Here is a 25,096-nt window from a genome sequence, read left to right as displayed (position 1 = left end):
GGCAAGAATTAATTTCAACTACAATTGTGAATTTTCCATTGCAAATTGAAATATTTAAGGGTGTAGTTACTGATAATAGTGATGTAGAAAAGATTGATTTTAAGCAGGGGATTAAAAAGGATGTGAAAAAATTTAAAAATAAAGGGCAAATTTAGGTTAAAAATAATTATTGCACAGAGTATTTACAATCTTCTGACAAAGGAGTATGATGTGTCTATAATAGTTGATGTAAGATAGGCATACTTTCTACATAATTAGGAGGTATAAATGAATGATTGAGTTGAAGCTTATAACAAATAGCTTAGCTTCGCAAAATAATTCAAAATCTTATGAAAATAAGCTATTAGTTGTAGACATTTACGGTAGATTGCATTTATAGATAGTCTTAATTCATATTAATAAGAATGATTACAGAGCAGAAATTCTCTGTGTATTAGAATGAAGGGATATTATGAAGGGAGCAATAATTGTAGCAGCAGGCATGTCTTCTAGAATGGGTGAGTTTAAGCCCATGCTACCAGTAGGCTCCATTACAATGATTGAGCGAATTATTCATACTGTGGAAGCGGCTGGTGTAGATTATATTGTGGTTATTACCGGTAATAATGCCGAACAGCTGGAAAATAAACTTCGTCATATGGGAATAATCTTCTTAAGAAATGAAGATTATGCTCATACCGATATGTTTGAATCAGCTAAAATTGGATTGGAACATTTGAAAGATAAATGTGAAAAGATTATTTTTACTCCAGCGGATATTCCTCTGTTTACTGTTGAAACTGTAAGATTATTATTACAGTCAGATGCCATGGTTGCGGCACCTGTTTTCAAGGGAAAGAATGGTCATCCAATTTTATTAAATTGTAAAGTTTTAGATAATATTTTATCTTACCAGGGACAAGGTGGTCTTAGAGACGCAATTAAGAATTGTGGTTATAATAAGACATTAATTAAGGTAGATGATAAAGGAGTTTTAATGGATGCCGATACCAAAAAAGATTACGAAGAAACATTAAAATCTCATACCAATCAGCTTTTTAGAGCACAGGTAAAAATAAGGTTGGCGAAAGAAACACCATTTTTTGAGCCAAGTTCTGCTAGCTTAATGAAACAGATTCAATATACTGGTTCAGTGCGGTATGCTTGTCAGAATCTAAATCTATCTTACAGTAAAAGTTGGAATATGATAAAAAACATGGAGAAAGAGTTAGGGTTTAAGGTAGTAAATAGACAACAAGGCGGTATAGGCGGGGGATATACTACTTTAACAGAGAAAGGATCTAAACTTTTAGAACGCTATGAGTGCTTTGAGAAAGAGATTAATGAAATTGTTGATAAAAAGTTCAAGGAGTATTTTTTAGAAGATATTATAGAAAAAATGTAATAAAATAATAAAACAAAATTTTTTAGGAGCGAGTTGTATTTTAAAATAATTCGATATTTTTCTGCAAAAATAAAATATTTTCAGAGCAAAATGTGATGAGGAGCAATGAGAGATGAATAAAAACATCTATGTACAAGTTCAAGAGGCTTTACAAAAGGGACAAAAAGTAAATATGGTCACAACCTTTTCAGGACAAGAAGGCAGAATTCATGATGAACTATCAAAAAAGCTTATATTAGATGATGCGGCAGAAGAATCTATCATAGAACCTATTGCTATTAAAGAAGATAAAAGCATATCTTTTTATGAGCCAATTGCTTTAAAGGATAGACTGATTATACTTGGGGGCGGCCATGTTGCACTGCCTTTATGTGAGTTTGCATCTAAGACAGGCTTTCATGTAACTGTGGTAGATGATAGACCAGAATTTGCAAATCATTTGCGATTCCCATGGGCCAGCGAAGTAATTTGTGAGGGTTTTAAACCTGCATTAAGAAAGTTATCTATAAAAGATACAGATTATATTACCGTTATAACCAGAGGACACCGTTATGATGCAGATTGTTTAAGATATATATTAGGTAATGCTAAGCCGTTTTATCTAGGGATGATAGGATCAAAAAGAAGAATAAAAGGTCTTTTTCAGATTTTAGAAGAAGAAGGATATGACAGAAATAAAATTGATGAGATTTGTTCTCCTATTGGACTAGATATTGGAGCAGTTCTTCCAGAAGAGATTGCTGTGTCAATTTTAGCAGAATTAATTTCATATAAGCGAGGAAGTAATATTCGAAGAAGTAATAGAAATGTGGAAAAGAATCTTGTTAACTCTGACTTAGATACAGATGTTATCACGTATTTAGCTTCATTAAAAGAACCTGCAGCTATTGTAACCGTAATGAGTACAAAAGGATCTACTCCAAGAAGTACAGGTGCTAAGATGGTTGTGAGTTTATATGGAAAAGTATATGGAAGTATTGGCGGAGGATGTGCTGAGAAAGACATTATAAATATAGCAATTCAACTTATAGGAACAAGAAGATATCAAGTAGTATATCAGGACTTAACAGGAGAAGTTGCTGAAAGTGAAGGCATGGTTTGCGGAGGAACCATGGATATTCTTATAGAAGATTTTATTATTAATTGATTGGAGAAAAGGGTTATGAAATTAATAAAAACAGAAGATGCAGTGGGACATGTTTTATGCCACGACATTACTCAAATTATTAGAGGTGTTACAAAAGATACTGTATTTAGAAAAGGTCATATCGTTACAAAAGAAGATATTCCAGTATTATTAAGTGTTGGAAAGGATCATCTTTACATATGGGAAAACAAAGAAGGAATGCTACATGAAAATGAAGCAGCAGAGATATTATGTTCTATTTGCAGTGGAACTCATATAGAAAGATCAGATGTGAAAGAAGGCAAAATTGAACTAACTTCTTCCTGTGACGGACTTCTTAAAATAGATAGTGAAAAATTAAAACAAATAAATAGCTTAGGACAGATGATTATTGCTACAAAACATGGTAATTTTCCAGTAAAAAAAGGAGATAAATTAGCCGGCACTCGAATTATTCCACTGGTAATTGAAAAAGAAAAGATGGAGGAAGCAAAGCGGGGATGTGGAGAAGAACCTATTCTAAATGTATTGCCTTTTTCTCATAAAAAGGTTGGAATTATCACCACTGGCAATGAAGTGTATTATGGAAGAATACAAGATACATTCACTCCTGTTTTAGAGGAAAAGTTGTCGGAATATGATGTAGAGATTATAAAACATGTTACCTTAGATGATAACCATGAGAAGATAACCATGAGTTGTTTAAGTATGATTGAAGAAGGGGCAAATCTTATTCTTTGTACAGGAGGAATGAGTGTAGACCCTGATGATAAAACTCCTTTGGCAATTAAGAATACTGGTGCTAAGATAATATCCTACGGTGCTCCAGTTTTGCCTGGTGCTATGTTCTTATTGGCATATTATAAAAATACTATACCAATCCTTGGACTTCCAGGATGTGTGATGTATTCTAAGAAAACAATCTTTGATTTAATTCTTCCAAGAATTATGGCAGATGATAAAGTTACAGAAGAGGAACTTGCAGCATTAGGGCAAGGAGGATTATGTTTGTCTTGCCCAACCTGTACATTCCCAAACTGTGGATTTGGAAAAGGGGTATAAATATGGAATTTACACATTTTGATTCTAGTGGTAATGCAGTAATGGTGGATGTTGGCGAAAAGCCGGATACGCTGCGAGAAGCAATTGCTAAGGGAAGTATTCATATGAGTAAGGAATGCCTTGAGAAAATCGTAAACAGAACTGTAGAAAAAGGTGATGTATTAAGTGTGGCTAGAATTGCTGGAATTATGGGGGCAAAACGAACTTCTGAATTAATTCCCTTATGCCATATCTTAAATCTAACAAAATTAGAAATCAATTTTGAGATAGTGGAAGAAAGATGCGAAATTGAAGCATGTTGTATTGGGAGAACTTACGGAAAAACTGGAGTAGAAATGGAAGCCCTAACTGGGGTGTCTATTGCACTTCTTACAATTTATGATATGTGTAAAGCTGTAGATAAAACCATGGAGATTGGAAATATTCGTTTAAGCCAAAAATCTGGAGGAAAAAGCGGGCTATTTCAGAATCCCAAAGGGGTATGATGAAGCGGAAAGGTGCAAGTGTTAATATGATTGACTCTTATGGAAGAATAATTGATTATATGAGAATCTCTATTACAGATAGGTGCAATCTTCGATGTAAATACTGTATGCCAAATGGAATTGAGTGGACTTCTATGAAGGAGATACTAACTTTTGAAGAGATTGAAAGGATTTGCAAAAGTGCAGCTTCTCTTGGCATTCATTCTATAAAGATTACAGGAGGAGAACCGCTTGTAAGGAAGGATTGCGCAAAGTTAATTAGTATGATAAAGAAAACACCGGGCATAGAGAAAGTAACCATAACCACCAATGGAGTTTTACTACCGGAGTATCTTGAAGATTTGATAGCAGCAGGGATTGATGGTATTAATGTTAGTCTAGATAGTTTAAAACCTGATGTATTTTATGAAACAACAGGACTAAATGCTTTAGATAAAGTTATAGAAGGAATAAAAAAAGTAGTTGAGAAAAAGATTCCGATTAAGATAAATAGTGTATTAATGGAAGAAAAAAATAGTGGTGAATGGAGAGAATTAATTCAATTCTCAAATAAGATGTTTGTTGATGTAAGATTTATTGAGATGATGCCAATAGGTTATGGAAGAAAGTTTAAAGCAGTTAATAATGAAGAATTATTACTTAGAATAAAACAAGAGTATCCAAGCATAGAAAAAGATATGAAAAAACATGGTAATGGTCCTGCTATTTATTATCATATTCCAGGATTTCAAGGCAGCATAGGATTTATTAGTGCAATGCATGGTAAGTTCTGTGAAGAATGCAATCGAATTAGGATTACAGCAAAAGGCTTTATGAAACCTTGTTTATGTTATGAGAGCGGAGCTAATCTTAAAGAAGTTTTAAGAAATGGTACTCAGATAGAATTATTAGATACCATGAAAGAAGTCATTAAAAGCAAACCAAAAGCTCATTGTTTTGACCATCTTGAAAAAATTACAGAGGGAGAGGCTATGGTTAAAATCGGTGGATAGAATTAGAAGCTGGGCTTAAATTCATGAATGAAAGGTTAGATAAATCATATGGGAATAATAAAAGGGATATGTATTAGCGAAAAGCGAGGTACTAAAAAACGAGAGATTGAAGAGGCAAATTTTATAGAAAACTGGGGGATTGAACAGGATGCTCATGCCGGTAATTGGCATCGTCAAGTAAGCCTTCTTTCCTTTGATAAAATTGAAGCATTTCGGGAAAAAGGAGCAAATGTTTCTTTGGGGGATTTTGGAGAAAATCTTATTGTGGAAGGCTTTGATTTTAGAGACATGCCCGTTGGTACTAGATTACATTGTGGAGAAGTAGTTCTTGAGATGACTCAAATTGGAAAAGAGTGTCATAGTCATTGTCAGATATATAAAACAATGGGAGACTGTATAATGCCAAGAGAAGGTGTATTTGCAAAGGTAATACATGGAGGAAAAATAAAAGTAGGGGATGAAATGACCATGGAATTACCTTCTATAGATGCAAAACTTACGGCAGCTGTTATTACATTAAGTGATAAGGGCTTTAAGGGAGAGAGGGAAGATGAAAGTGGTCCTGCAATTGTTACTATGCTAAAAGAAGCAGGTTATGAGATTGTGGAAACTATGATTCTTCCAGATGAACAAAAGCAAATTGAAAAAAATCTAATTCGATTGGCGGATCAAAGACAAGTTAACTTAATATTGACTACAGGAGGAACAGGATTTTCTATTAGAGATTGCACGCCAGAGGCAACTATGGCAGTTGCTACTAGAAATGCTCCGGGCATTGCAGAGGCAATTCGATATGGGTCTATGAAGATTACAAAAAGAGCTATGCTAGGCAGGGGAGCATCTGTTATTCGCAATAGAACAATTATAGTAAATCTTCCAGGAAGTAAAAAAGCTGTAATAGAAAGCCTAGGATTTATCATAGATGAGCTAGAACACGGAATTAAGATTTTAAAAGGATCTAGTTCAGACTGTGCAAGAAAATAAAATATTGATGGGGGTAAAAAAATGAAAAAAAATCGTTTAGTTAAGGGGATAGCAGCAATGTTGGCTGCAATGGTCGTGATGACAGGATGTTCAAGCGCCAAGAAGAATACAGCAGAGGATGAAACAAAAGAAAAGGCTCATGAGGATGTAACTATTATGCTGGCTGCAGCAGCAAGTCTGGAGAATGCATATAAGGATAAAATTATTCCAGCATTCCAAGAAAAGTATCCATGGGTTAAAGTAGAAGGTACTTATGATAGTTCAGGAAAGTTACAAAAACAGATTGAAGAAGGACTGGATGCAGATGTATTCATGTCTGCTGCTACAAAACAGATGAATGCACTAAAAGATGAAAAGATGGTAGATGAGGGTACCATTGTAGATGTATTAGAGAATAAGGTAGTACTAATTGTTCCATCAGGTGGCGATTCAAAGGTAACAAGTTTTAAAGACATTACCAATGCAGATATAGTTGCAATTGGAGATCCCGAAAGTGTACCAGCAGGACAATATGCAAAAGAGGTATTAACTAATCTAGGTACTTGGGATGAAGTAAGTGCAAAGGCAAGTCTTGGAACAAACGTAACTGAAGTTTTGAACTGGGTTGCAGAAAAAAGTGCAGATGCGGGTATTGTATATGGCTCTGATGCTATTAGCACAGATAAAGTCAGTATTATTGCAGAAGCTCCAGAAGAAAGCTTGAAAACAAAAGTAATCTATCCTGCAGCTGTAGTAACAAATTCTAAAAAGAAGGAAGCAGCACAGCTTTTTGTTGATTTCATTACTTCTGATGAAGTAAGTACAATTTTTAAAGAATATGGTTTTACGCCAAATAAATAATAGACTATGTAAAAATAGCTTATATGAAGTGAGGAAAACTATATAAAATAATTGAGTTTTATACTATAGCAACTAGAATTATTAAATTCACAATTGCGGATATTTCTAGGTGCTAACTGAGAAATCTAGAATTGATTCTTTTTTGAAGTTACAAAGTAACTTTTCATGAATGATTAGCAATTACATTGCTAGTCAAAAAGTACATTAAAGAAATTATTTTGTTTAAAAATAATTTCATCCTTAATTGTGAACTGTGCATTGTGCATTGATTAAGTTGTGAATTAAAATAAAAGGAGCGCACTATGGATATATCACCAATTTTGATTTCTATAAAAACCGCTGTTGTGTCAATTATAATCACATTTTTTTTAGGTATATTGGCAGCAAGGGCAGTTATTGGATTAAATAATGAAAAAAGTAAGATGATATGGGATGGAATCTTGACTATGCCCATGGTGTTGCCTCCAACAGTGGCAGGTTTCTTTTTGCTTCTTATCTTCGGAGTAAATGGACCAGTTGGTAAATTATTTATTGATTATTTTGATATAAAGATTGCATTTTCATGGACGGCAACTGTAATAGCAGCAGCTGTTATCTCTTTTCCGCTAATGTACCGTTCCGCAAAAGGGGCATTTGAACAAGTAGATGGCAACTTAATGGATGCAGCAAGAACACTTGGGAGATCCGAGTGGTGGATATTTTGGAAAGTGCTATTGCCCAATGCTTTACCTGGTGTAGTATCTGGTGGAATCCTTGCTTTTGCAAGAGGACTAGGAGAATTTGGTGCAACTGCAATGATTGCGGGTAATATTGCAGGTAAAACTAGAACTTTATCTTTAGCGGTGTATTCTAATGTGGCAGCAGGAAATATGGATAATGCTTACCAATATATTTGGATTCTTGTTGGCATATCTTTTGTAATTGTAGTATTAATGAATTACTTTGCTGTAAAGCAATATAATAAACGACGAAAATAGTGAAATACATTATTTAAAATCAGAGAACTCAGTGAGAAAGAGAAATGCTTTCACACTGAGTTTATATTAAATTATTTTGTTTTCAACTGATGGGGAGGGAGAAGTTATGTCATTACAAGTAAAGATAAAAAAGAAGCTAAAAGAATTTATGTTAGATATAGAGTTTGAAGCATCCCCAGGCTGTCTTGGAATTCTCGGAGCATCTGGCTGCGGTAAAAGTGTTACATTAAAATCAATTGCAGGAATTATTACACCAGATGAAGGGATAATTATGCTAGATGGAAATTACCTCTATGATTCAAAGACAAAAGTGAATCTGCGTCCGCAGAAGAGAAGAGTTGGCTACTTATTTCAGAATTATGCCTTGTTTCCTAATATGACTGTAAGGGAGAATATTGGAGTAGGTCTTGTTAGTTCAAAATTATCTGCTGAAAATAAAAATAATAGGATAAATCAATTAATTAGGCAATTTCATCTAGAAGGGTTAGAAAAAAGATATCCTATAAATTTATCAGGTGGACAACAGCAAAGAGTAGCATTAGCTAGAATTATAGCATATGAACCATCAGTAATCCTCTTAGATGAGCCATTTTCAGCAATGGATTCTTATTTGAGAGAAGAACTTCAAATTGAACTATCAAAACTTTTAAAAAGTTTTGATGGAATTGCAATTATGGTAACCCATGACAGAGATGAGGTATATAAATTAAGTAATGAACTTATGGTTATTGATTACGGAAGTATCATAGCTAAGGGGGAAACAAAAGGATTGTTTGAAAATCCTGTAAAACATCAAGTTGCAAAACTAACAGGATGCAAAAATTTTTCGAAGGCAGCAAAAATAGGAGAATATGAAGTGAGGGCATTAGATTGGGGAGTTACTTTAAAAACAGGCAAAAGAGTTCCAAATAATCTGTCTGGTGTTGGAATTAGAGCTCATGACTTCTATCCTATCATAATAGAAGATGAAAGTAAGAATGGACAAGGCGTTAACATGATAAAAGTAAATTTACTAAATGTAATTGAGGCACCATTTGAATACAATATTATCTTTTCTAGTGGAGAATTATCCCACAGTTTTGAATCAAGTAAAATATATTGGAAAAGAGAAAAAAAGATTGGTGAACATAATAATACTGAATTTTTACCTCAATATCTTGGTATAGATAAGAATGATATTTTACTAATTGAATAAGAATAAAATAACTTAAAATATGATGATTAGGATATATTTTATGTTCCTGCATATTACATATCTAGAAAATTGACTTTGAGAAAAAGCAGGTATTTTTATTGTTTGGGAAAGGTGAAAAATTACAATGGGGGATGGAATAATGGTACATATAAGTGAATCAGAAGAAAATGAATTAAAAGATATTAAGAGATATCTACATCAGCATCCTGAAATTTCTATGAAGGAATATAAAACAACTGAGTTCTTAAAAGAAAAACTCATATCATTGGGAATTGAGTTGCAGGATATGGGTATGGATACAGGAGTAGTAGGTATCTTAAAAACGGGAAAATCAGGTCCGGTGGTTGGACTGCGGGCAGACATTGATGCAATTAAATGTCATGAGATGGCTGATGTAAAATATAAGTCTTTAACAGAAGGACTAATGCATGCTTGTGGTCATGATTTTCATACTACAGCACTATTAGGTGCTGCCAAAGTTTTGTCAAATATGAAAGATGAATTAAGTGGTGATGTTGTATTTATCTTTCAGTCGGCAGAAGAAACTACATCAGGTGCAGAAGAGCTAATTAAGCATGGCCTATTTGACAAGGTTAAGATAGACTATATATTTGGGCTTCATAATCGTCCTGAGATTGGAACTGGAAAAGTTGCTGTAAAAGAAGGAAGTTTAATGGCTGCAAAAGATAATTTTACAATTGTTCTTTGTGGATTAGGAGGTCATGGAGGAATGCCTCACTTAACTACTGATCCAATTGTATGTGGAGCAAGTATTGTAAGTTCAGTTCAAACTATTGTAAGCCGTAATGTAGATCCACTAGATGCTGTAGTAGTATCAATTTGCTCTATCCATGGAGGTACGACGGAGAATCTCATTGTAGATGAAATTGTTATGACAGGATCTATTCGTGCCTTATCTGATAAGGGAAGAGATACTGCAAAGGAGAGACTTGCAGCTATTGTAGAAAATACTGCACTTTCCTATGGGTGCAAAGCAAGTCTAAGCTATGACGGAGATGTACCACTTCTTCATAATTCGGAAAAGATGTATCACCTTGCATGTGAAGCTGCAAAAAGAGCTATGGGAGAGGAAAGTGTAGTTAGCACTGATCCTTGTCTAGGTTCAGAGGATTTTGCTGTTTATTCCAAATATGTTCCAACTTTTTTCTATTGGCTAGGTGTAGGAAAAGAAGGGGGAAGTGCACCTTGGCATAATTCACATTTTGCTACAGATGATAATGCACTAAAATATGGAGCTTTATTATTGGCACAAAGTGTAATTGCAGCACAGGAGGAAAAGTAGAACTAATCCAGTAGCATTAAGCAACTCCTATTGTTTATGTGTAATAATAGAAGTTGCTTTATTATTACAGTTATTATATATTATATAAGTAATTGTATTATTAGGAGGTATTGTATGTATTTTGTAAATGTTCGTTATAAAACTTATGAGTGGAGTACACGTGCAACAATTTTAAGTGGGATAGGAGCAGTTTTAAAGGCATTTTGTTGGATTTGCATATGTTCAATTGGTATGCTGTCATTTGGAATTTTTACGGCTACAAATCCAACTTACACAGCAGATCTTAAAGTTATTATTCCAGTAGTTTTAGTAATAGGGATAATTTTAGCAGTGATAGGTGGATTGGTACAAAAGAAAGCTGAAAAAATAAGTCTTTCTGATTTTGAAAATAAAGTAAAAAATGATTTTAAATTTGCTAAAAAGATGGCAAAGAAAGATTTAGAAAATAAAGAATGGTACATGAGCCAGAATTCTGAATATGCAGAATATGTATTATCTGGACGAGCTGATTTAGATACAGATGAAGATAATATTAATGAAGTTAAGAAGGTAAAAGTAGGACAGCTGATATTAACTGCAATAATAGCTATAGTCTTTATTTTTGGTGGTATGTATTTATTAGGTTCATTTAGCTAAAACAAATAATAATATTAAGGGCTCACATTTTTGTGAGGTCTTTTTAAGTGCGGCCAGCATGGGTGCTTACTTGTCGGTGAAAGTCTGATAAGGGGGTTGATAGTGAGAACCATTAGATTAAGACATTCCTATAACCATAGCAATTAAATTGCTTAAACGAGATGATGATAAAATTATTATTTTCTCTAGTGTTTTTTCAATTCTGTAGTAATATATTCTTGATCGCTGATCATAATTAAATCACCTTTTCTAGTAAGATTTCTTGTCAAATTAATTTTACACTAGAATTGATGGTTTTTTATTATTTTCAGAATAATTTCTCGTGCAAATTTTAATTACCATTTATACGGATATTAGGTGTCCGCAGGTCAGACTGATGTGTACATAAATGAAGATAGTTTAAAGAGATTGAATATTCAAAAACTAGCAATGGAGAATGTTAAATATATCAAGTAATTTTTAGATTTGGATAAGTCAGTTTAAATGAATATCTCTTTTCTTCCATAGATGGCAGGAAAACAAAAAAATAAAAAACTATTGAAAAAGTAATTTTAAAGTAGTATAATACACATAATATTTCAATACTTTATCGTAGTAAAGTGTTAAAGCATAGAAAGGTGAGTACATTATTTATTTTTGGAAGGAGAATTTAAAATGTTCAATATTGTATTAGTAAAATTAAATGTTAATTCTAAATTTCATCATCATAGATAAAAAGGTTTGTAACTTGAACTAATAACAGTTCATAGATGCAATTCTTGATTTAGTTGCCTAATTTCAGGGATTGTATCTATGATGGTTTTATATATTAAGAAGCCATATAGGTATACCTATATGGCTTTTTTTATTTTTAAAATATAAAAAGTAGGTGAATATAATGGAATTTTTAAAAATTAGAGATGAAATTAACTATCTCGCTGAAAGATATAAAATGATAAAAATGTTAGAAGATATGTTTTTGAAAAAAGGATTTATTCAAATTCAGCCCTCTACTTTTGAAAACTGGGATAGACTTACGGGAATTAATAAAAGAATAAAAAAAGAGTCTATAGTAAAGGTATTAAATAGCACTTCTGAGGTTTTTATATTAAGACCTGATATAACTACAAATATAATTAAAGGTTTAATTCCAAGATGGGAAGAGGATTTAAAGCTTAAGTTGTTTTATACTTCTACAATTTACAGAAATAAAGATGAAACAAATATTAAAGAAATTGCACAGACAGGAATTGAATATTTAGGGGAAGATTCATTTAAAGGAGATATAGAGGTAGTGGCATTAGCTTTAAATGTTTTAAAAGAATTTAATGATAATTTTATTTTAGACATTGGCAGCAGTAAATATGTAAATGGAATTTTAAATGAATTGGATTTAAATGAAAATATTCAAAATGAGTTAAAGAACTTAATTTATAGAAAAAATAAGTTTGAATTAATTAATTTTATTAAAACTTTAAATTTATCAAATGAAATGCAGGAACTCTTATTTAATATATTTGATTTTCAGGGTGATTTAACAGAAATTATATCCCTAATTAAAAATTTTTACATGAACGAAGAAATGAAAAATGCTATAGAAGAACTTATAAATTTAAACCATTTTATACAGGAAAACGGATATGAAAAATATACACATTTTGATTTATCTATGGTTACAGAATTGGATTATTATGATGGATTAATTCTTAAATGATACTATCCAAGTTGTTATAAAGAAATTATAAGTGGAGGAAGATACGACTTCTTAACAGAGGAATTTGGTAAAAAAGTTTCAGCTATAGGTTTTTCCATAGATCTAGAAGGTTTAATGAAAAGTTATTATAAAGAAGGTGATAGAAGATGAATTATATTACTATAGCTCTTTCAAAGGGGAGACTTGGAGATGAAGCATGTAAAGTATTTAAAAAAGTGGGATTAGGAAATTGCATAGATATAGATTCAAGAAGACTTATTTTTAAAGATGAAGAAAATAAAATAAGTTTCATATATGTTAAGCCTACAGATGTACTAACCTATGTGGAAAAGGGAGTAGCAGACCTAGGAGTGGTTGGAAAAGATGTGATTTTAGAAAGTGATAATGATGTATATGAGATTTTGGATTTAGGTTTTGGCAAATGTAAATTTTCCATAGCAGGCGTAAAAGGAGAAAGTGTTTATAAAAAAGATGAAATATTAAGGGTAGGAACTAAGTATCCAAAAGTTTCCCAAAAATACTTTGATGAAAGAGGGCAAAAAATTGAAATAATAAAACTCAATGGTTCTGTAGAACTGGCACCCTTAGTAGGCCTTTCTGATGTAATAGTGGACTTAGTGGAGACAGGAAATACATTAAAGGCTAATGGATTACAAGTAATTGAAGACATGATTAATATAAGTGCGAGACTTATATGCAATAGAGTAAGCTATAGATTTAAATTTGATAGGATACAAAACATTACTAAAATTATTAAATAATATGGGGGGCAAATATGATTAATATAATTGAATTTGAAAAGGATAGAGAATTTTTAAAAAAGCTTTTAGAAAGAAGCCAATTTGAGTTTTATGAGGTAAACAAAGCTGTTGATGAAATTTTAGCAGAAGTTAGAAATAGAAAAGATGAGGCAATAAAAGAATGTACATTGAAATTTGACGGAATCTTATTAGAAGATTTTTTAGTATCATCTGAAGAAATAGATAATGCATTTAATAGCATAGATAAAAATTTAAAGGAAGATTTAATAAAGGCAAAACTAAACATAGAAAAATACCATAATAAGCAAATAAGAAGCTCCTATACTTTCTATGAAGGAGAAGATATTGTTTTAGGACAAATAGTAAATCCTATAGAAAAAGTAGGGATATATGTTCCTGGTGGGAGTGCAGCTTATCCATCTACAGTTCTAATGAATGCGGTACCTGCAAAGATAGTTGGAGTTAAAGAAATTATTATGATAACCCCGCCAAATGAACAGGGAAAGATTAAAGATTCCATACTTGTAGCGGCTCACATAGCTGGGGTAGATAAAATATATAAGGTTGGAGGAGCGCAAGGTATAGGGGCATTAACATTTGGAACAGAAACAATACCAAAAGTAGATAAAATAGTGGGGCCTGGTAATATTTATGTAGCTATGGCAAAAAGAAAGGTTTCTGGTTATGTAGGAATAGACATGGTAGCAGGACCTAGTGAAATTTTAATAATTGGAGATGAGTATGCTAATGCAAAATACGTAGCATCAGATTTAATTTCTCAAGCAGAGCACGATGAAATGGCAGCTCCTATTTTGGTTACAAGCTCACACATTCTTGCTAGAAATGTGGTAATGGAGCTTAACATACAGGTAAATGATCTTCAAAGGAAAGATATAATAAAAAAATCTTTAGAAAACTATGGAGCAATTATTATAACTAACTGTTTAAGTGAATCTATAGATATAGCTAACGAAATAGCACCTGAACACTTAGAAATACTAACAAAAAATCCTTTTGAGATATATAGGAGAATAAAAAATGCAGGAGCAATATTTATTGGAGAATATTCACCAGAACCAGTTGGAGATTATTTTGCAGGAACAAATCACACTTTGCCTACTAGTTCCACTGCTAGATTTTCTTCACCTCTTTCAATAGATGATTTTATAAAGAAAACTTCTTTGGTTTATTATAGCAAGGAAGCACTTAGAAAATCTAAAGATTCAATTATTAGAATTGCAGAAGATGAGGGACTAACAGCTCACGCTAATTCAATAAAAGTTAGATTTCAGGAGGAGTAATTTATGGAATTGGTAAAAGAAAGCATAAGAGATTTAAAAGAGTATGTTCCTAATAATTTGAAATATAGAATAAAGTTAGATGCTAATGAGGGTAAAAATATTTTATTTAAAGATATATACAAAGAAGGAATTAAATTTGAAGGAGACTTCAATATAAACTTTTATCCTGATAATGAGGCCATCCTTTTAAGAGAGGAAATAGGCAAATATATAAATATAAATCCAGCAAACATAATAGCCGGTAATGGCTCTAGTGAAATGATAGAGCTTATTATAAAAACTTTTGTAGATAAGGATGAGGTTATTTTAAGTTTTGCTCCTACTTTTAGTATGTATTCAATATTTAGCAAAATATATTCAACTAAATTTATTGGAATTAAAAGTAATGAGGACTTTTCTGTGGATATAGAACTTTTAATAAACAAGGCTAAGGAAGTTAATCCTAAGGTTGTTATTTTATGCAATCCTAATAATCCAACAGGATATTTGATAGATGAAGAACATATAAAAAGGCTATTAGAAAAGACGGATTCAATAGTAGTAGTAGATGAAGCTTATATAGAATTTGCAGGAGATTCTATGGTGAATGAAATAGGAAACTATAAAAATTTAATAGTTTTAAGAACCTTATCAAAAGCACTAGGACTTGCAAGCGTAAGACTTGGATATATGGCATCTAATGAAAAAATAATTAACATAATAAATAAAGTAAGATCTCCATACAATTTAAATGCCCTTACTCAATATGTAGGTGTAATGGCTCTTAAAAATAAAGATAAAATTATGAGTTATGTAGAAAAGGTAAAAAAAGAGAGAGAATTTTTATATAGTAAGCTAAAAGAAATAGATATTAAGGCTTTCAAATCTTATGGGAATTTTATATTCTTCAAATGTGAAATTGCTGATTTAAAGTACAAGCTTGCAAACCATGGAATACTCATAAGGGACTTTTCAGAGGATTTAAAAGGATATTTTAGGGTTACCGTTGGAAGTAAATATGAAAATAGGGAATTTATTAAATGTTTAAAGGAGATAAAGGAAAATGAGAAAAGTTAAAGTAAAAAGAAAAACTCTTGAAACTGATGTATCTATAGAAATGAACTTAGATGGCAGCGGTAAGAGTGAAATTAATACCGGGGTTGGTTTTATGGATCACATGCTTACTTTAATGGCTTTTCATGGTTCTTTCGACTTAATAGTAAATTGTAGTGGAGATTTGCATGTGGATGATCACCACACTATAGAGGACATAGGGATAGCATTAGGTCAGGCTTTTAATAAGTGGTTAGGGGAAAAAGTAGGTATAAAAAGATATTCTAGCGTTTATATACCCATGGATGAAGCTCTATGCCATGTAGTTTTAGATATAAGTAATCGTCCACATTTAGTTTTCAATGTAAATTTTGAAAGAGAAAACCTAGGAAGTATGGATACGCAAAACTTTAAAGAATTTTTTAGAGCTTTTGTAAGTGAAGCTAGAGTAACTCTCCATATAAATCTTTTATATGGTGAAAATGATCACCATAAAATAGAGTGTGTATTTAAGGCTTTTTCTAGAGCTTTAAAAGAAGCAATACAGGTTATTTCGTGCAATGTATCATCATCAAAGGGGGTTTTATGATTGAACATAATAATAGATTATGGACTTGGAAATATAGACTCTGTAAAGAGAGCTTTTAAAAAAGCAGGAATAGAAACTAAGGTTTCAAAGGATATAGATGAAATAAAAAATTGTAATTCAATTATTTTGCCAGGAGTAGGAGCATTTAGAGATGCCATAGAGTCATTAACAAATATGAACTTAATACCAGTAATAAAAGAACAAGCAGAAAAAGGGAAATTTATAATTGGAATATGTTTAGGTATGCAACTGCTTTATGATAAAAGTTATGAAAATGATGAATATGAAGGATTAGGTTTAATAGAGGGGACTGTAGAAAAAATAGATGTAGATTTAAAAATTCCCCACATGGGCTGGAACAATATAAAATTTCATAAGAATGATCCAATATTAAAATACATAAATGAAGATGAATATGTATATTTTGTACACTCTTATTATGCAAAATCTAAAGATAAGGAATTAGTAGCCTATGCAAATTATGGTATTAATGTTCCTGCTATTGTAAGAAAAAATAATATTTATGGAATACAATTTCATCCAGAAAAGAGTTCTGAAGTTGGACTTAACATATTAAAAGCTTATAGGGAGATGATAATATGATAATTTTTCCTGCCATTGATATAAAGAATAATAAATGTGTAAGACTTTCTCAGGGAGATTTTAATAAATTAAAGGTATATTCTGATGAACCGTTTAAAATGGCATTAAAGTGGAAAGAGGAAGGGGCTTCATATTTACATTTAGTAGATTTAGATGGAGCTAGAAGTGAAGAGTTTATTAACAAAGGATCTATAGAAAAAATAGTAAAAAATATAGATCTACCTATTCAAATAGGAGGGGGTATAAGGAATGTAGAAAAGGTAGAAAGTCTTTTAGCTATGGGAGTAGAAAGAGTAATTGTGGGAACTATAGCTGTTGAAAATAAGAAACTTTTAAAAGAATTAATCTCTAAATACAATGAAAAAATAGTAGTTTCTATAGATGCTAAAGAAGGGAAAGTAGCAACAAGGGCCTGGGAAGTAATAAGCGAAGTTTCTTCTATAGAGTTATGCAAAGAGCTTGAAGACATAGGGGTAAAAACAATAGTTTATACAGATATTTCTAAGGATGGCATGCTAGAAGGACCTAATTTTGATATTTATAAAATATTAGCAGAAAAAACTAAGTTAAATATTATTGCATCAGGAGGCATAACAAGAATTGAAGACATATTAAAGCTTAAGGAAATGAACATATATGGAGGAATAATAGGAAAGGCTTTTTATGATAATTTATTAGATTATAAGGAGGTTGAGAAATGCTTGCAAAAAGAATAATACCTTGCTTAGATGTGAGAAATGGCAGAGTGGTGAAGGGACAAAAGTTTGAAAATATAGTAGATGTAGATAGTCCAGAAATATTAGGTAAGTATTACAGTGATGTTGGAGCAGATGAACTTGTATTTTATGACATAACTGCTTCCAATGAAGAAAGAAAGACCTCTTTAGAATTTGTTGAAAAAGTGGCTGCAAATATTAATATACCATTTTGTGTAGGTGGGGGAATTTCTTCAATTGAGGATATTACAAATATCTTAAGGAAAGGAGCAGATAAGGTTTCTATAAATTCTGCTGCTATAAAGAATCCAGAGTTAATAAGGCAGGCTTCTTTAACATTTGGTACTCAGTGTATAGTATTATCCATAGATGCTAAGAAAAATAAAGAAGGCTCTTGGAGTGTTTATATAAAAGGTGGAAGGGAGAAAACGGATCTAGATGCGGTGAAGTGGGCAATAAAAGGGGTTGAACTTGGAGCTGGTGAAATAGTGGTAAATAGTATAGATGAAGATGGAATGAAAAATGGTTATGATATTGAGCTTTTAAAAAAAATAGCGAGCTCTGTAAATGTGCCTGTGATTGCATCCGGTGGCGCAGGAAAAATGGAGGATTTTTATCATGCAATAGAATACGCAGATGTGGATGGAGTTTTGGCAGCCTCTGTGCTTCATTTTGGACAAATAAATATTGATGATTTAAAAATGTATTTAAAAAATAAAAATATTCAGGTGAGAATATAGGGGGGCTTTGCTATGAAAATTGAAAAAATAATAGAAGAAATAAAGTTTGATGATATTGGATTGGTGCCTGCTATAGTACAGGATGTAAACACTAATAAAGTATTAATGCTTGCTTATATGAATAAAGAGTCTATTAAAAAGACTTTAGAGGAAAGAATAGCCTATTATTATAGTAGGAGTAGAAAAAAGTTATGGAAGAAGGGTGAAACTTCAGGAAATATACAGAAGATAAAAGGATTTTATTATGATTGTGATAAGGATACAATTCTTATCTTAGTGGAGCAGGTAGGAGTAGCGTGCCATACAGGAAATTATTCATGTTTTTTCAATGAGGTGATTAAAGAGGAAAATGAAAGTGAAGATATGTTACAGCTATTATATTCAACTATACAAGATAGAAAAAATAATCCAAAAGAAGACTCATATACAAATTATTTATTCGAAAAGGGACTGGATAAAATATTAAAAAAGGTTGGAGAAGAGGCAAGTGAAGTAATAATAGGAGCTAAAAATAAAGATAAGAATGAGTTGACTTACGAAATAAGTGACTTAGTATATCATCTTTTAGTTCTTATGATTAATGAAGAAGTTACTATTAAAGATGTAAAAAACGAGCTGAAAAATAGAAAAAAGTAATTATAATATTAAACTTATAAAGTAGGTAATCTATGTTGAAAACCAGTGGAAAAGTGATGAATATGGAGAAAGATTAAAAAAGGAGTTTGATGGACTCCTTTTTTTATATGTGTCCAGTGAGCATAATTTTATAGATGAAATGGGAAGTGTATATATAGATAAACTACTCTAAAATTTTTAGTGATTATGGCGAACACTGTTCGCCGCTACAGGATCAATTTAAAATTTCTTAGTGATAACTAAGAAATATCCAGCCTCCTATTACAAACCTTACAACAACTGTAAGTATTAATTGGCGAATTTTTATTATATAGTATTTGTAAGAAAAGATGATGGTGTAAAGCAGTCTATAAAAATCAAACTTAAAAAAATAGATTGAATAGAATTTTAAACTTTACACTAACCTTATAGGGAGGAGATATTATGAAAGCTTTAGATAAATTGCTTCAAGTTGAAGAAGTATATAAAATATATGGTAAGGGGCAAAGTGAAACTAGTGCATTAAAAGGAATTACTTTCGATGTGTTTCCAGGAGAGTTTCTTGGAATAATGGGGGCAAGCGGGTCAGGTAAGACCACATTGCTTAATTGTATAGCAACGATGCTTAAGCCAACATCTGGACAAGTTTTATTGGAGGGACAGAATATTTCTTCATTTAGAGGATCACAGCTAGCAGAATATCGAGGAAGTAAAATTGGATATTTATTTCAAGAATTTGAGTTATTAGATAATTTAACTGCTAGAGAAAATATTATTTTGCCATTATCCATACATGGAGAGAATCCCAAAAATGGAGAAGAACAACTTAAAAAATTAGCGAAGCAATTTGATATTGAGGATGTATTAAATAAATTTCCATCTCAAATGTCAGGAGGTCAGAAGCAGAGAGTTGCAGCAGCAAGACCATTGATTTCAAATCCGAGTATTGTATTAGCAGATGAACCAACTGGTGCCTTAGATACAAAAAATGCAAAAGTTTTGATGGAAAAACTATCTTACATAAATCAGACAGATAAAACTACAATTTTAATGGTTACTCATGATGCTAATGCGGCAAGCTTTTGTTCAAGAATTTTATTTATCCAAGATGGTGTTATTTTTCATGAACTTAGAAGGAAAGTGCCTGGGGAAAGCCAAAATTCCTTTTATGAACGTATCTTAACTGTTATGGCACAGTTGGGAGGAGGCAGTGCTAATGTTCTTTGATTTCATCAAACGAAATAGTAGTAGGATCCGAAAAGAAAATGGAGTTTATTTTGCCTCACTGGTTATTTCCATTGTTGCTTTCTATGTCATCCTTTCCCTTGGAGAACAGGATGTTATGATATATCTAAAGACCATTGAGAGCGATGCAGTAGCTAAGCTTTTATTAATGATTTCCATGCTATATATCCTTTCATTATTCTTCGTATTTTTCTTAGTTTATTTTGCTAATCGGTACCAATTACAACGTCGCAGTCATGAATTTGGAATATATTTGATGATGGGAATGAAAAGCAGCAGATTGTTTGCAATGATTATGGGAGAAACATTGTGGAATGGTTTAATAGCTTTGCTTATTGGAATTCCAATTTCCTTATTTTTAACGGAGATAATTAGTCTTACAACTTCTAGACTTATTGGGATGGGAATCATCGGTCATCAGTTTCATATTTCATGGACAGGTTTAGGGTTAACTATACTTGGTTTCATTATGGTACAATTATTGGCTATGTTTATTCTTAGCTTTAGAATGAGCAAAAAGGAACCAGTGGATTTGCTCAATGAACAGAAAGAAAAATCACAAAAAATTCTTTCTCCTGTATGGGGATGGATTAGTTTGATACTTGGAGCAGGTTTGTTATGTGCAGCTTATGTACTTGCAGTTTTATACTTGCGTACTCTTGAGACTTTGATCTTTGCATTAATATTGTTCATTGGCATTAGCGGAACTTTTATGCTATTTCGTGGATTGGGCAGTTTCATTGGACGATGGATAAGACGTAAAAGTAGTTCATCTACAGGACTATTTACATTTACAGGAAGACAACTTCAAGAGAATGTTTTGCATCAATCTAGTTCACTTGCCATATCATCACTCTTAATTCTTTTTGCCATGGTTTGTTTTGCTTTTGGTATTTCTACAATTTTAATTCGAGGTGGAGCATCAAGTAGAACTGCAGACTTTACTTTTAATGGTACAGAAAAAGAAATTGTTTCCGTACTGACATCTGATAAATTGAAACCATATATAAAGGATTATTACCCCATGAGACTTGGTACTTTTGAAACAGAAAATGTTTCTTGGGCAGGATTGGAGGAAGCAGTTTCAAAAGAAGAAAATTCACAGGAAAAAGAATATCTATTAAGGGATTTGTCTTATCAAGATAGACCATATTTAATTGCTGTTTCTAGTTATAATAAGGTACTTGAATCTACCAATAAATCTCCTATTGTATTAGGAAATAATGAAGTTGCAGTATATTCTAATGGTGAGTTTTCATTTTCTCATGGTATATTAAATAAAGTATTAGAAACTAATCCAACAATTTATATAGATGAAAAACCATATAAATTAACATCAACACTGTATACAAGTAATCTTGTTGCAGATCGAGCCATCACTATTTCCTATGCATTGATTGTTTCAGATGATATGTACAATGCGCTGACTGGAAATTTCGAAGAATCAACATTTTTTAATATGGTTCTAGAACCTGATTTTGTTCGTGAAAAAGGATTGATGCAAGCTATGTATAAAGTAGATGATTTACTTAATACATCTGGACTAAAATATGAAAGCTATCTTGCCAGCATGGGAAGACAGTTGTTTTATATAATCGCAGGCAGCTATACCACAATTTATTTAGGTGTAATGTTCCTTATTGTTGCAAACACGGTGCTAGGATTGAAGTTTCTTATGCAGCAAAGAAGCACAAGACATAGATATTCTACCTTATTTATGTTAGGGGCAAGTGTTAAATCTCTGTGTTCATCAGCTAGAATACAAATATGGTGGTACTTTGGTTTGGTGATTGTTGTAGCGCTCATTAGCTCAATTTTTGGTATTTGGTCAATGATAGAAGCTTATGTAGTTATTCCAAAAGAAGCAAACAGCAGCAGTATCATTTTGCTAGCAGGAATTGCACTTATTATCTTTATGATTTTCGAGCTCTGCTACATATGGATGATTCAGAGAAATAGTGATGAAGAGATAAAGAAATTAAAAGAAATTTGATAGGAGGCTGAAGCTTGGAAAAGATAGTTATTGTTGAGGATGATATTTTTTTACGTGCTGAGTTACAAAATATATTAGAGAAAGAGGGATACTCTGTAGAGTGTATCTCTTCTTTTGATACTGCTTTGGAAGATATTATTTTGGTATCTCCTTCACTAATTATATTAGATTTGAATTTACCCAAGCTTTCTGGATTTGATATTTGTCGGGCACTTAAGGCTAGAGGAATAGGCCCCATTTTGGTACTGACTTCACGTAATCAACTTCGTGATGAGTTGCATGCATTAGAATTAGGTGCAGATGATTACTTAACAAAGCCCTGTCATCCTAAACGTCTAATTGCTAGAATTCAAAAGTTGATTCATCTCTATGCGAATATGCGGGTTCTGTTAGATGCTGGTGATTTTCAATTAGATGAGAATACAAATATATTATATGCTGGCGAAGATTCTATTTCATTATCGGAGAATGAAGGAATTATTATGAAAACCTTGATGAAAGCCTCTCCTTCGGTAGTAAAAAAAGAGGAGCTTTTTAGCTTATTATGGGGAAGCAGTGACTATGTTGATGAGAACATATTGCAAGTAAATATGACTAGGTTACGTAAGACACTTGAAACAATTGGATTATCTAATAAAATCAAGACAATTAGAGGAATCGGCTATCAGCTAAAAGGAGGTAATTGTGAATGAAGCCAAGAGATTGGACTAATATTTTAAAGGAATCAGCTTCTTGGATAGTATTTCTTTGTATAAGTGATGCTTTTTTCATTTTTATGGCCTGGTTAGCATACCCAGAAACATTTGGACTTTTAGTTGGTGTCATGGTTATTTTTTCTGCAATTAGTATTATTTTTGGTATATTACTTGCTTTCAAAAAACAGAAAAAACAACACAAAGCCTTCTATGATTTCCTTCAAGAACCCTCATTGGATCATGAATGTTTATTTATAGAATCCATTGGTGAATCTCATAAGGAAGAAGTGAGCTATCTAGCTAATAAGCTGAGGATACAAAATGATCAAATAGATGATGCAAAACTGAAATTCATAGACTATGAAGAGTTTATTGAAAGTTGGGTTCATGAGATAAAGAGACCTATTTTTTTAGAAGCATTGATTTTGGAAAATCGTAGGGAAGAAATGTCGCAGCTAGTGTATCAAAGACTTGAGCATGCAAGAATTAATATTAGTGATAATGTTGAACAGATACTATTTTATGCAAGATTACAGTCAGCTCATGTTGACTATCTCTTGGAGAGGGTATCGCTAAATATGTGTTTTGAAGATGTACTGTTGGAACTCCAAGCATTACTTGATGAGAAAGAAGTTCAAGTTATTTCTAAGATTGATGATGTACCAATCTTATCAGATAAAAAAACACTTCAGTTCATTTTTACACAAATATTGGTTAATGCAATAAAATACTCTAATGAAAAGATTGAGAGCTTTATATGGATAAAAACTGGATTTGACAGTGTAAAAAATAGATATTATTTTAGAATCTCCGATAATGGTATTGGAGTATTGAATTCTGATCTCCCTTTTATTTTTGATAAAGGATTTACAGGAGATAATTCTAATCAAAGTAAGTCTAGTGGAATAGGATTGTATCTAGTAAAGAAATTATGTGATAATTTGCAGATTGAAATTGAAGTTGAGTCTGAGCATGGAAAGGGTTTTGCAATCCAATTGTTATTTCCGATAATTGAGCATTGAGGGAAAACTAATGCAAACTCACGTAAAACAGGTATATTAGTTTACAGTCTATAATGATAAATGTTATTCAATTTAATTAAAAGGCGTTCAAGAATTGAATGTCTTTTTTCAAGCTCTAATTATTTAAAGGATTAGTAATATGATACTTATTACCCTACGTTCTTCAACAATATAAAGAAATCAGCATGCTATACATCTTCAATAAAATTTGCATGCTGAAATTATATTTTTTATTAAAATGCAATAATATACTCTCACAAAGAAATTGAGGAAACTTTTTACCACGCTTAGTTAAATATTCTCTAGCATTATCATTTTTAGGGGACGATTCATAATTATATCTTAAGTAATTTAGATTATAATACTAACATATCAAGAAAAAGATGTGAAGAATAGCCACTTCAAGCTATAGCTAAAATGTTGCTGCAAAAATAGCCTATGCATTCTGTGAGCTAGCAAGAGAGCTACGGATTCTAAATTATTTATGATACTTTCCTGTACACTCTATAATATCAATCTCAATTACAGCAGTACCCTTAATCATGTTATCAGGAAGATCACTCCCAGCAAATTGTGGTGTGTATTTCTCAACCAACTTATTCAGCACTTCACGTTTATAATCCAAGTCTTCAAGCGTCGAAGCATTTCCAATAATAACAACACTATTGTACTCTGCCTCAGTGTCGCAGGCATTTTCTATATTGTCAGTCAAAAGACCAAGCAGTTCATCAACCTCAAAACATGCTTTAGGATTTCGATTTAGATTATCGATTTTTTGTCCTTTTGGTAGACCATGCATATAAATTTTATTATTGTAGTAAACAAAATGCATAGCAACCACATATGGATAGCCATTCTCATTGATAGTAGCGAATCGTCCAGTATCCGCACGATGAAGTAGATCGTCAATCTGCTCCGATGTTAATTGAAATTTCTTCATTCTATATTGCATAATTTCATTATCCTCCTTGTATTTTGAACTTGATCGTTATTCAAGAATAAATATGTACTTGATGTACAATCAAACATATTATATCGTATAAGTGTACCTATTAAAAGATACACTTATACGATATAATATATGGTACACTTTTATAGATGTACCAC

24 protein-coding genes and 1 pseudogene are annotated in these 25,096 nt (G+C 32.0%); 24 read left to right on the top strand and 1 reads right to left on the bottom strand.

Translation table 11 applies throughout. The features are described from left to right. The first annotated feature begins 451 nt into the window (after positions 1-451). The 24 genes and pseudogenes from B2W91_RS17445 to B2W91_RS17330 all read left to right on the top strand — a co-directional run bounded on the left by B2W91_RS17445 (position 452) and on the right by B2W91_RS17330 (position 23,989). Positions 452-1,384, top strand: coding sequence for an NTP transferase domain-containing protein (locus B2W91_RS17445; RefSeq protein WP_291583247.1), 933 nt, complete (start codon positions 452-454; stop codon positions 1,382-1,384). Positions 1,385-1,496: 112 nt separating this feature from the next. Then, positions 1,497-2,531 (top strand): XdhC family protein, encoded by a 1,035-nt coding sequence (locus B2W91_RS17440; protein ID WP_291583245.1) that lies wholly within the window; start codon positions 1,497-1,499, stop codon positions 2,529-2,531. A gap of 15 nt (positions 2,532-2,546) precedes the next feature. Beyond that, positions 2,547-3,572, top strand: coding sequence for a molybdopterin-binding protein (locus tag B2W91_RS17435; RefSeq protein WP_291583244.1), 1,026 nt, complete (start codon positions 2,547-2,549; stop codon positions 3,570-3,572). Between the two features lie 2 nt (positions 3,573-3,574). Beyond that, positions 3,575-4,057, top strand: a complete 483-nt coding sequence (gene moaC, locus B2W91_RS17430; RefSeq protein WP_291583243.1) for a cyclic pyranopterin monophosphate synthase MoaC — start codon at positions 3,575-3,577, stop codon at positions 4,055-4,057. Next, the gene (moaA, locus tag B2W91_RS17425) at positions 4,054-5,049 is read left to right on the top strand and encodes a GTP 3',8-cyclase MoaA (protein WP_349680817.1); all 996 of its coding nucleotides are present in this window, start codon (positions 4,054-4,056) and stop codon (positions 5,047-5,049) included. Before moaC ends, moaA begins: the two co-directional genes overlap by 4 nt. Positions 5,050-5,097: 48 nt before the next feature. Continuing rightward, on the top strand, positions 5,098-6,033 hold the full coding sequence (locus B2W91_RS17420) for an MOSC domain-containing protein (RefSeq protein WP_291583241.1): 936 nt from the start codon (positions 5,098-5,100) through the stop codon (positions 6,031-6,033). Between the two features lie 21 nt (positions 6,034-6,054). Further along, positions 6,055-6,873 (top strand): molybdate ABC transporter substrate-binding protein, encoded by an 819-nt coding sequence (gene modA / locus B2W91_RS17415; RefSeq protein WP_291583239.1) that lies wholly within the window; start codon positions 6,055-6,057, stop codon positions 6,871-6,873. A gap of 302 nt (positions 6,874-7,175) precedes the next feature. Continuing rightward, positions 7,176-7,850: a molybdate ABC transporter permease subunit gene (gene modB / locus B2W91_RS17410; protein WP_291583237.1), complete on the top strand. Its 675-nt coding sequence runs from the start codon at positions 7,176-7,178 to the stop codon at positions 7,848-7,850. A 106-nt stretch (positions 7,851-7,956) separates the two neighbouring features. Continuing rightward, on the top strand, positions 7,957-9,045 hold the full coding sequence (locus B2W91_RS17405) for a sulfate/molybdate ABC transporter ATP-binding protein (RefSeq protein ID WP_291583235.1): 1,089 nt from the start codon (positions 7,957-7,959) through the stop codon (positions 9,043-9,045). 139 nt (positions 9,046-9,184) lie between these two features. Beyond that, positions 9,185-10,348, top strand: a complete 1,164-nt coding sequence (locus B2W91_RS17400; protein ID WP_291583234.1) for a M20 metallopeptidase family protein — start codon at positions 9,185-9,187, stop codon at positions 10,346-10,348. A gap of 114 nt (positions 10,349-10,462) precedes the next feature. Then, positions 10,463-10,984 (top strand): hypothetical protein, encoded by a 522-nt coding sequence (locus tag B2W91_RS17395; RefSeq protein WP_291583232.1) that lies wholly within the window; start codon positions 10,463-10,465, stop codon positions 10,982-10,984. A gap of 877 nt (positions 10,985-11,861) precedes the next feature. Then, a pseudogene (locus B2W91_RS17390) lies at positions 11,862-12,827 on the top strand (ATP phosphoribosyltransferase regulatory subunit). After that, entirely contained in the window at positions 12,824-13,438 is a 615-nt protein-coding gene (hisG, locus tag B2W91_RS17385) for an ATP phosphoribosyltransferase (protein WP_291583230.1), read from the top strand. The pseudogene B2W91_RS17390 and the gene hisG overlap by 4 nt, the downstream one beginning before the upstream one ends. 14 nt (positions 13,439-13,452) lie before the next feature. Further along, entirely contained in the window at positions 13,453-14,739 is a 1,287-nt protein-coding gene (gene hisD / locus B2W91_RS17380) for a histidinol dehydrogenase (RefSeq protein WP_291583229.1), read from the top strand. A 3-nt stretch (positions 14,740-14,742) separates the two neighbouring features. Continuing rightward, positions 14,743-15,795 carry a histidinol-phosphate transaminase gene (hisC, locus tag B2W91_RS17375; RefSeq protein ID WP_291583227.1) on the top strand — a complete coding sequence of 351 codons (1,053 nt, stop codon included), beginning with the start codon at positions 14,743-14,745 and terminating at the stop codon, positions 15,793-15,795. Further along, entirely contained in the window at positions 15,782-16,360 is a 579-nt protein-coding gene (hisB, locus tag B2W91_RS17370) for an imidazoleglycerol-phosphate dehydratase HisB (RefSeq protein WP_291583226.1), read from the top strand. The genes hisC and hisB overlap by 14 nt, the downstream gene beginning before the upstream one ends. Continuing rightward, the gene (hisH, locus tag B2W91_RS17365; protein WP_291583225.1) at positions 16,361-16,963 is read left to right on the top strand and encodes an imidazole glycerol phosphate synthase subunit HisH; all 603 of its coding nucleotides are present in this window, start codon (positions 16,361-16,363) and stop codon (positions 16,961-16,963) included. Further along, on the top strand, positions 16,960-17,679 hold the full coding sequence (gene hisA, locus B2W91_RS17360) for a 1-(5-phosphoribosyl)-5-[(5-phosphoribosylamino)methylideneamino]imidazole-4-carboxamide isomerase (RefSeq protein ID WP_291583223.1): 720 nt from the start codon (positions 16,960-16,962) through the stop codon (positions 17,677-17,679). Before hisH ends, hisA begins: the two co-directional genes overlap by 4 nt. Further along, entirely contained in the window at positions 17,661-18,419 is a 759-nt protein-coding gene (hisF, locus tag B2W91_RS17355; RefSeq protein ID WP_291583220.1) for an imidazole glycerol phosphate synthase subunit HisF, read from the top strand. Before hisA ends, hisF begins: the two co-directional genes overlap by 19 nt. 18 nt (positions 18,420-18,437) lie before the next feature. Then, a complete protein-coding gene (gene hisIE, locus B2W91_RS17350; protein ID WP_349680818.1) occupies positions 18,438-19,055 on the top strand; it encodes a bifunctional phosphoribosyl-AMP cyclohydrolase/phosphoribosyl-ATP diphosphatase HisIE in 618 nt (205 codons plus the stop codon). A 423-nt stretch (positions 19,056-19,478) separates the two neighbouring features. Continuing rightward, entirely contained in the window at positions 19,479-20,261 is a 783-nt protein-coding gene (locus B2W91_RS17345; RefSeq protein ID WP_291583216.1) for an ABC transporter ATP-binding protein, read from the top strand. 115 nt (positions 20,262-20,376) lie between these two features. Beyond that, positions 20,377-22,272: an FtsX-like permease family protein gene (locus B2W91_RS17340; RefSeq protein WP_291583214.1), complete on the top strand. Its 1,896-nt coding sequence runs from the start codon at positions 20,377-20,379 to the stop codon at positions 22,270-22,272. A 14-nt stretch (positions 22,273-22,286) separates the two neighbouring features. Further along, a complete protein-coding gene (locus B2W91_RS17335; protein ID WP_291583212.1) occupies positions 22,287-22,964 on the top strand; it encodes a response regulator transcription factor in 678 nt (225 codons plus the stop codon). Next, positions 22,961-23,989: a sensor histidine kinase gene (locus tag B2W91_RS17330; RefSeq protein ID WP_291583210.1), complete on the top strand. Its 1,029-nt coding sequence runs from the start codon at positions 22,961-22,963 to the stop codon at positions 23,987-23,989. Before B2W91_RS17335 ends, B2W91_RS17330 begins: the two co-directional genes overlap by 4 nt. 478 nt (positions 23,990-24,467) lie before the next feature. On the opposite strand, the gene B2W91_RS17325 is transcribed toward B2W91_RS17330, so the two are convergent. Continuing rightward, positions 24,468-24,941, bottom strand: a complete 474-nt coding sequence (locus tag B2W91_RS17325; RefSeq protein WP_291583208.1) for a pyridoxamine 5'-phosphate oxidase family protein — start codon at positions 24,939-24,941, stop codon at positions 24,468-24,470. Positions 24,942-25,096 lie beyond the last annotated feature (155 nt).

Origin of the sequence: Clostridium sp. UBA6640 (assembly GCF_002455975.1) — a bacterium.
GTDB lineage: Bacteria > Bacillota > Clostridia > Clostridiales > Clostridiaceae > Clostridium_J.
Note: the sequence above shows the minus strand (reverse complement) of the source record. Positions and strands in the feature narration are given on the sequence as shown.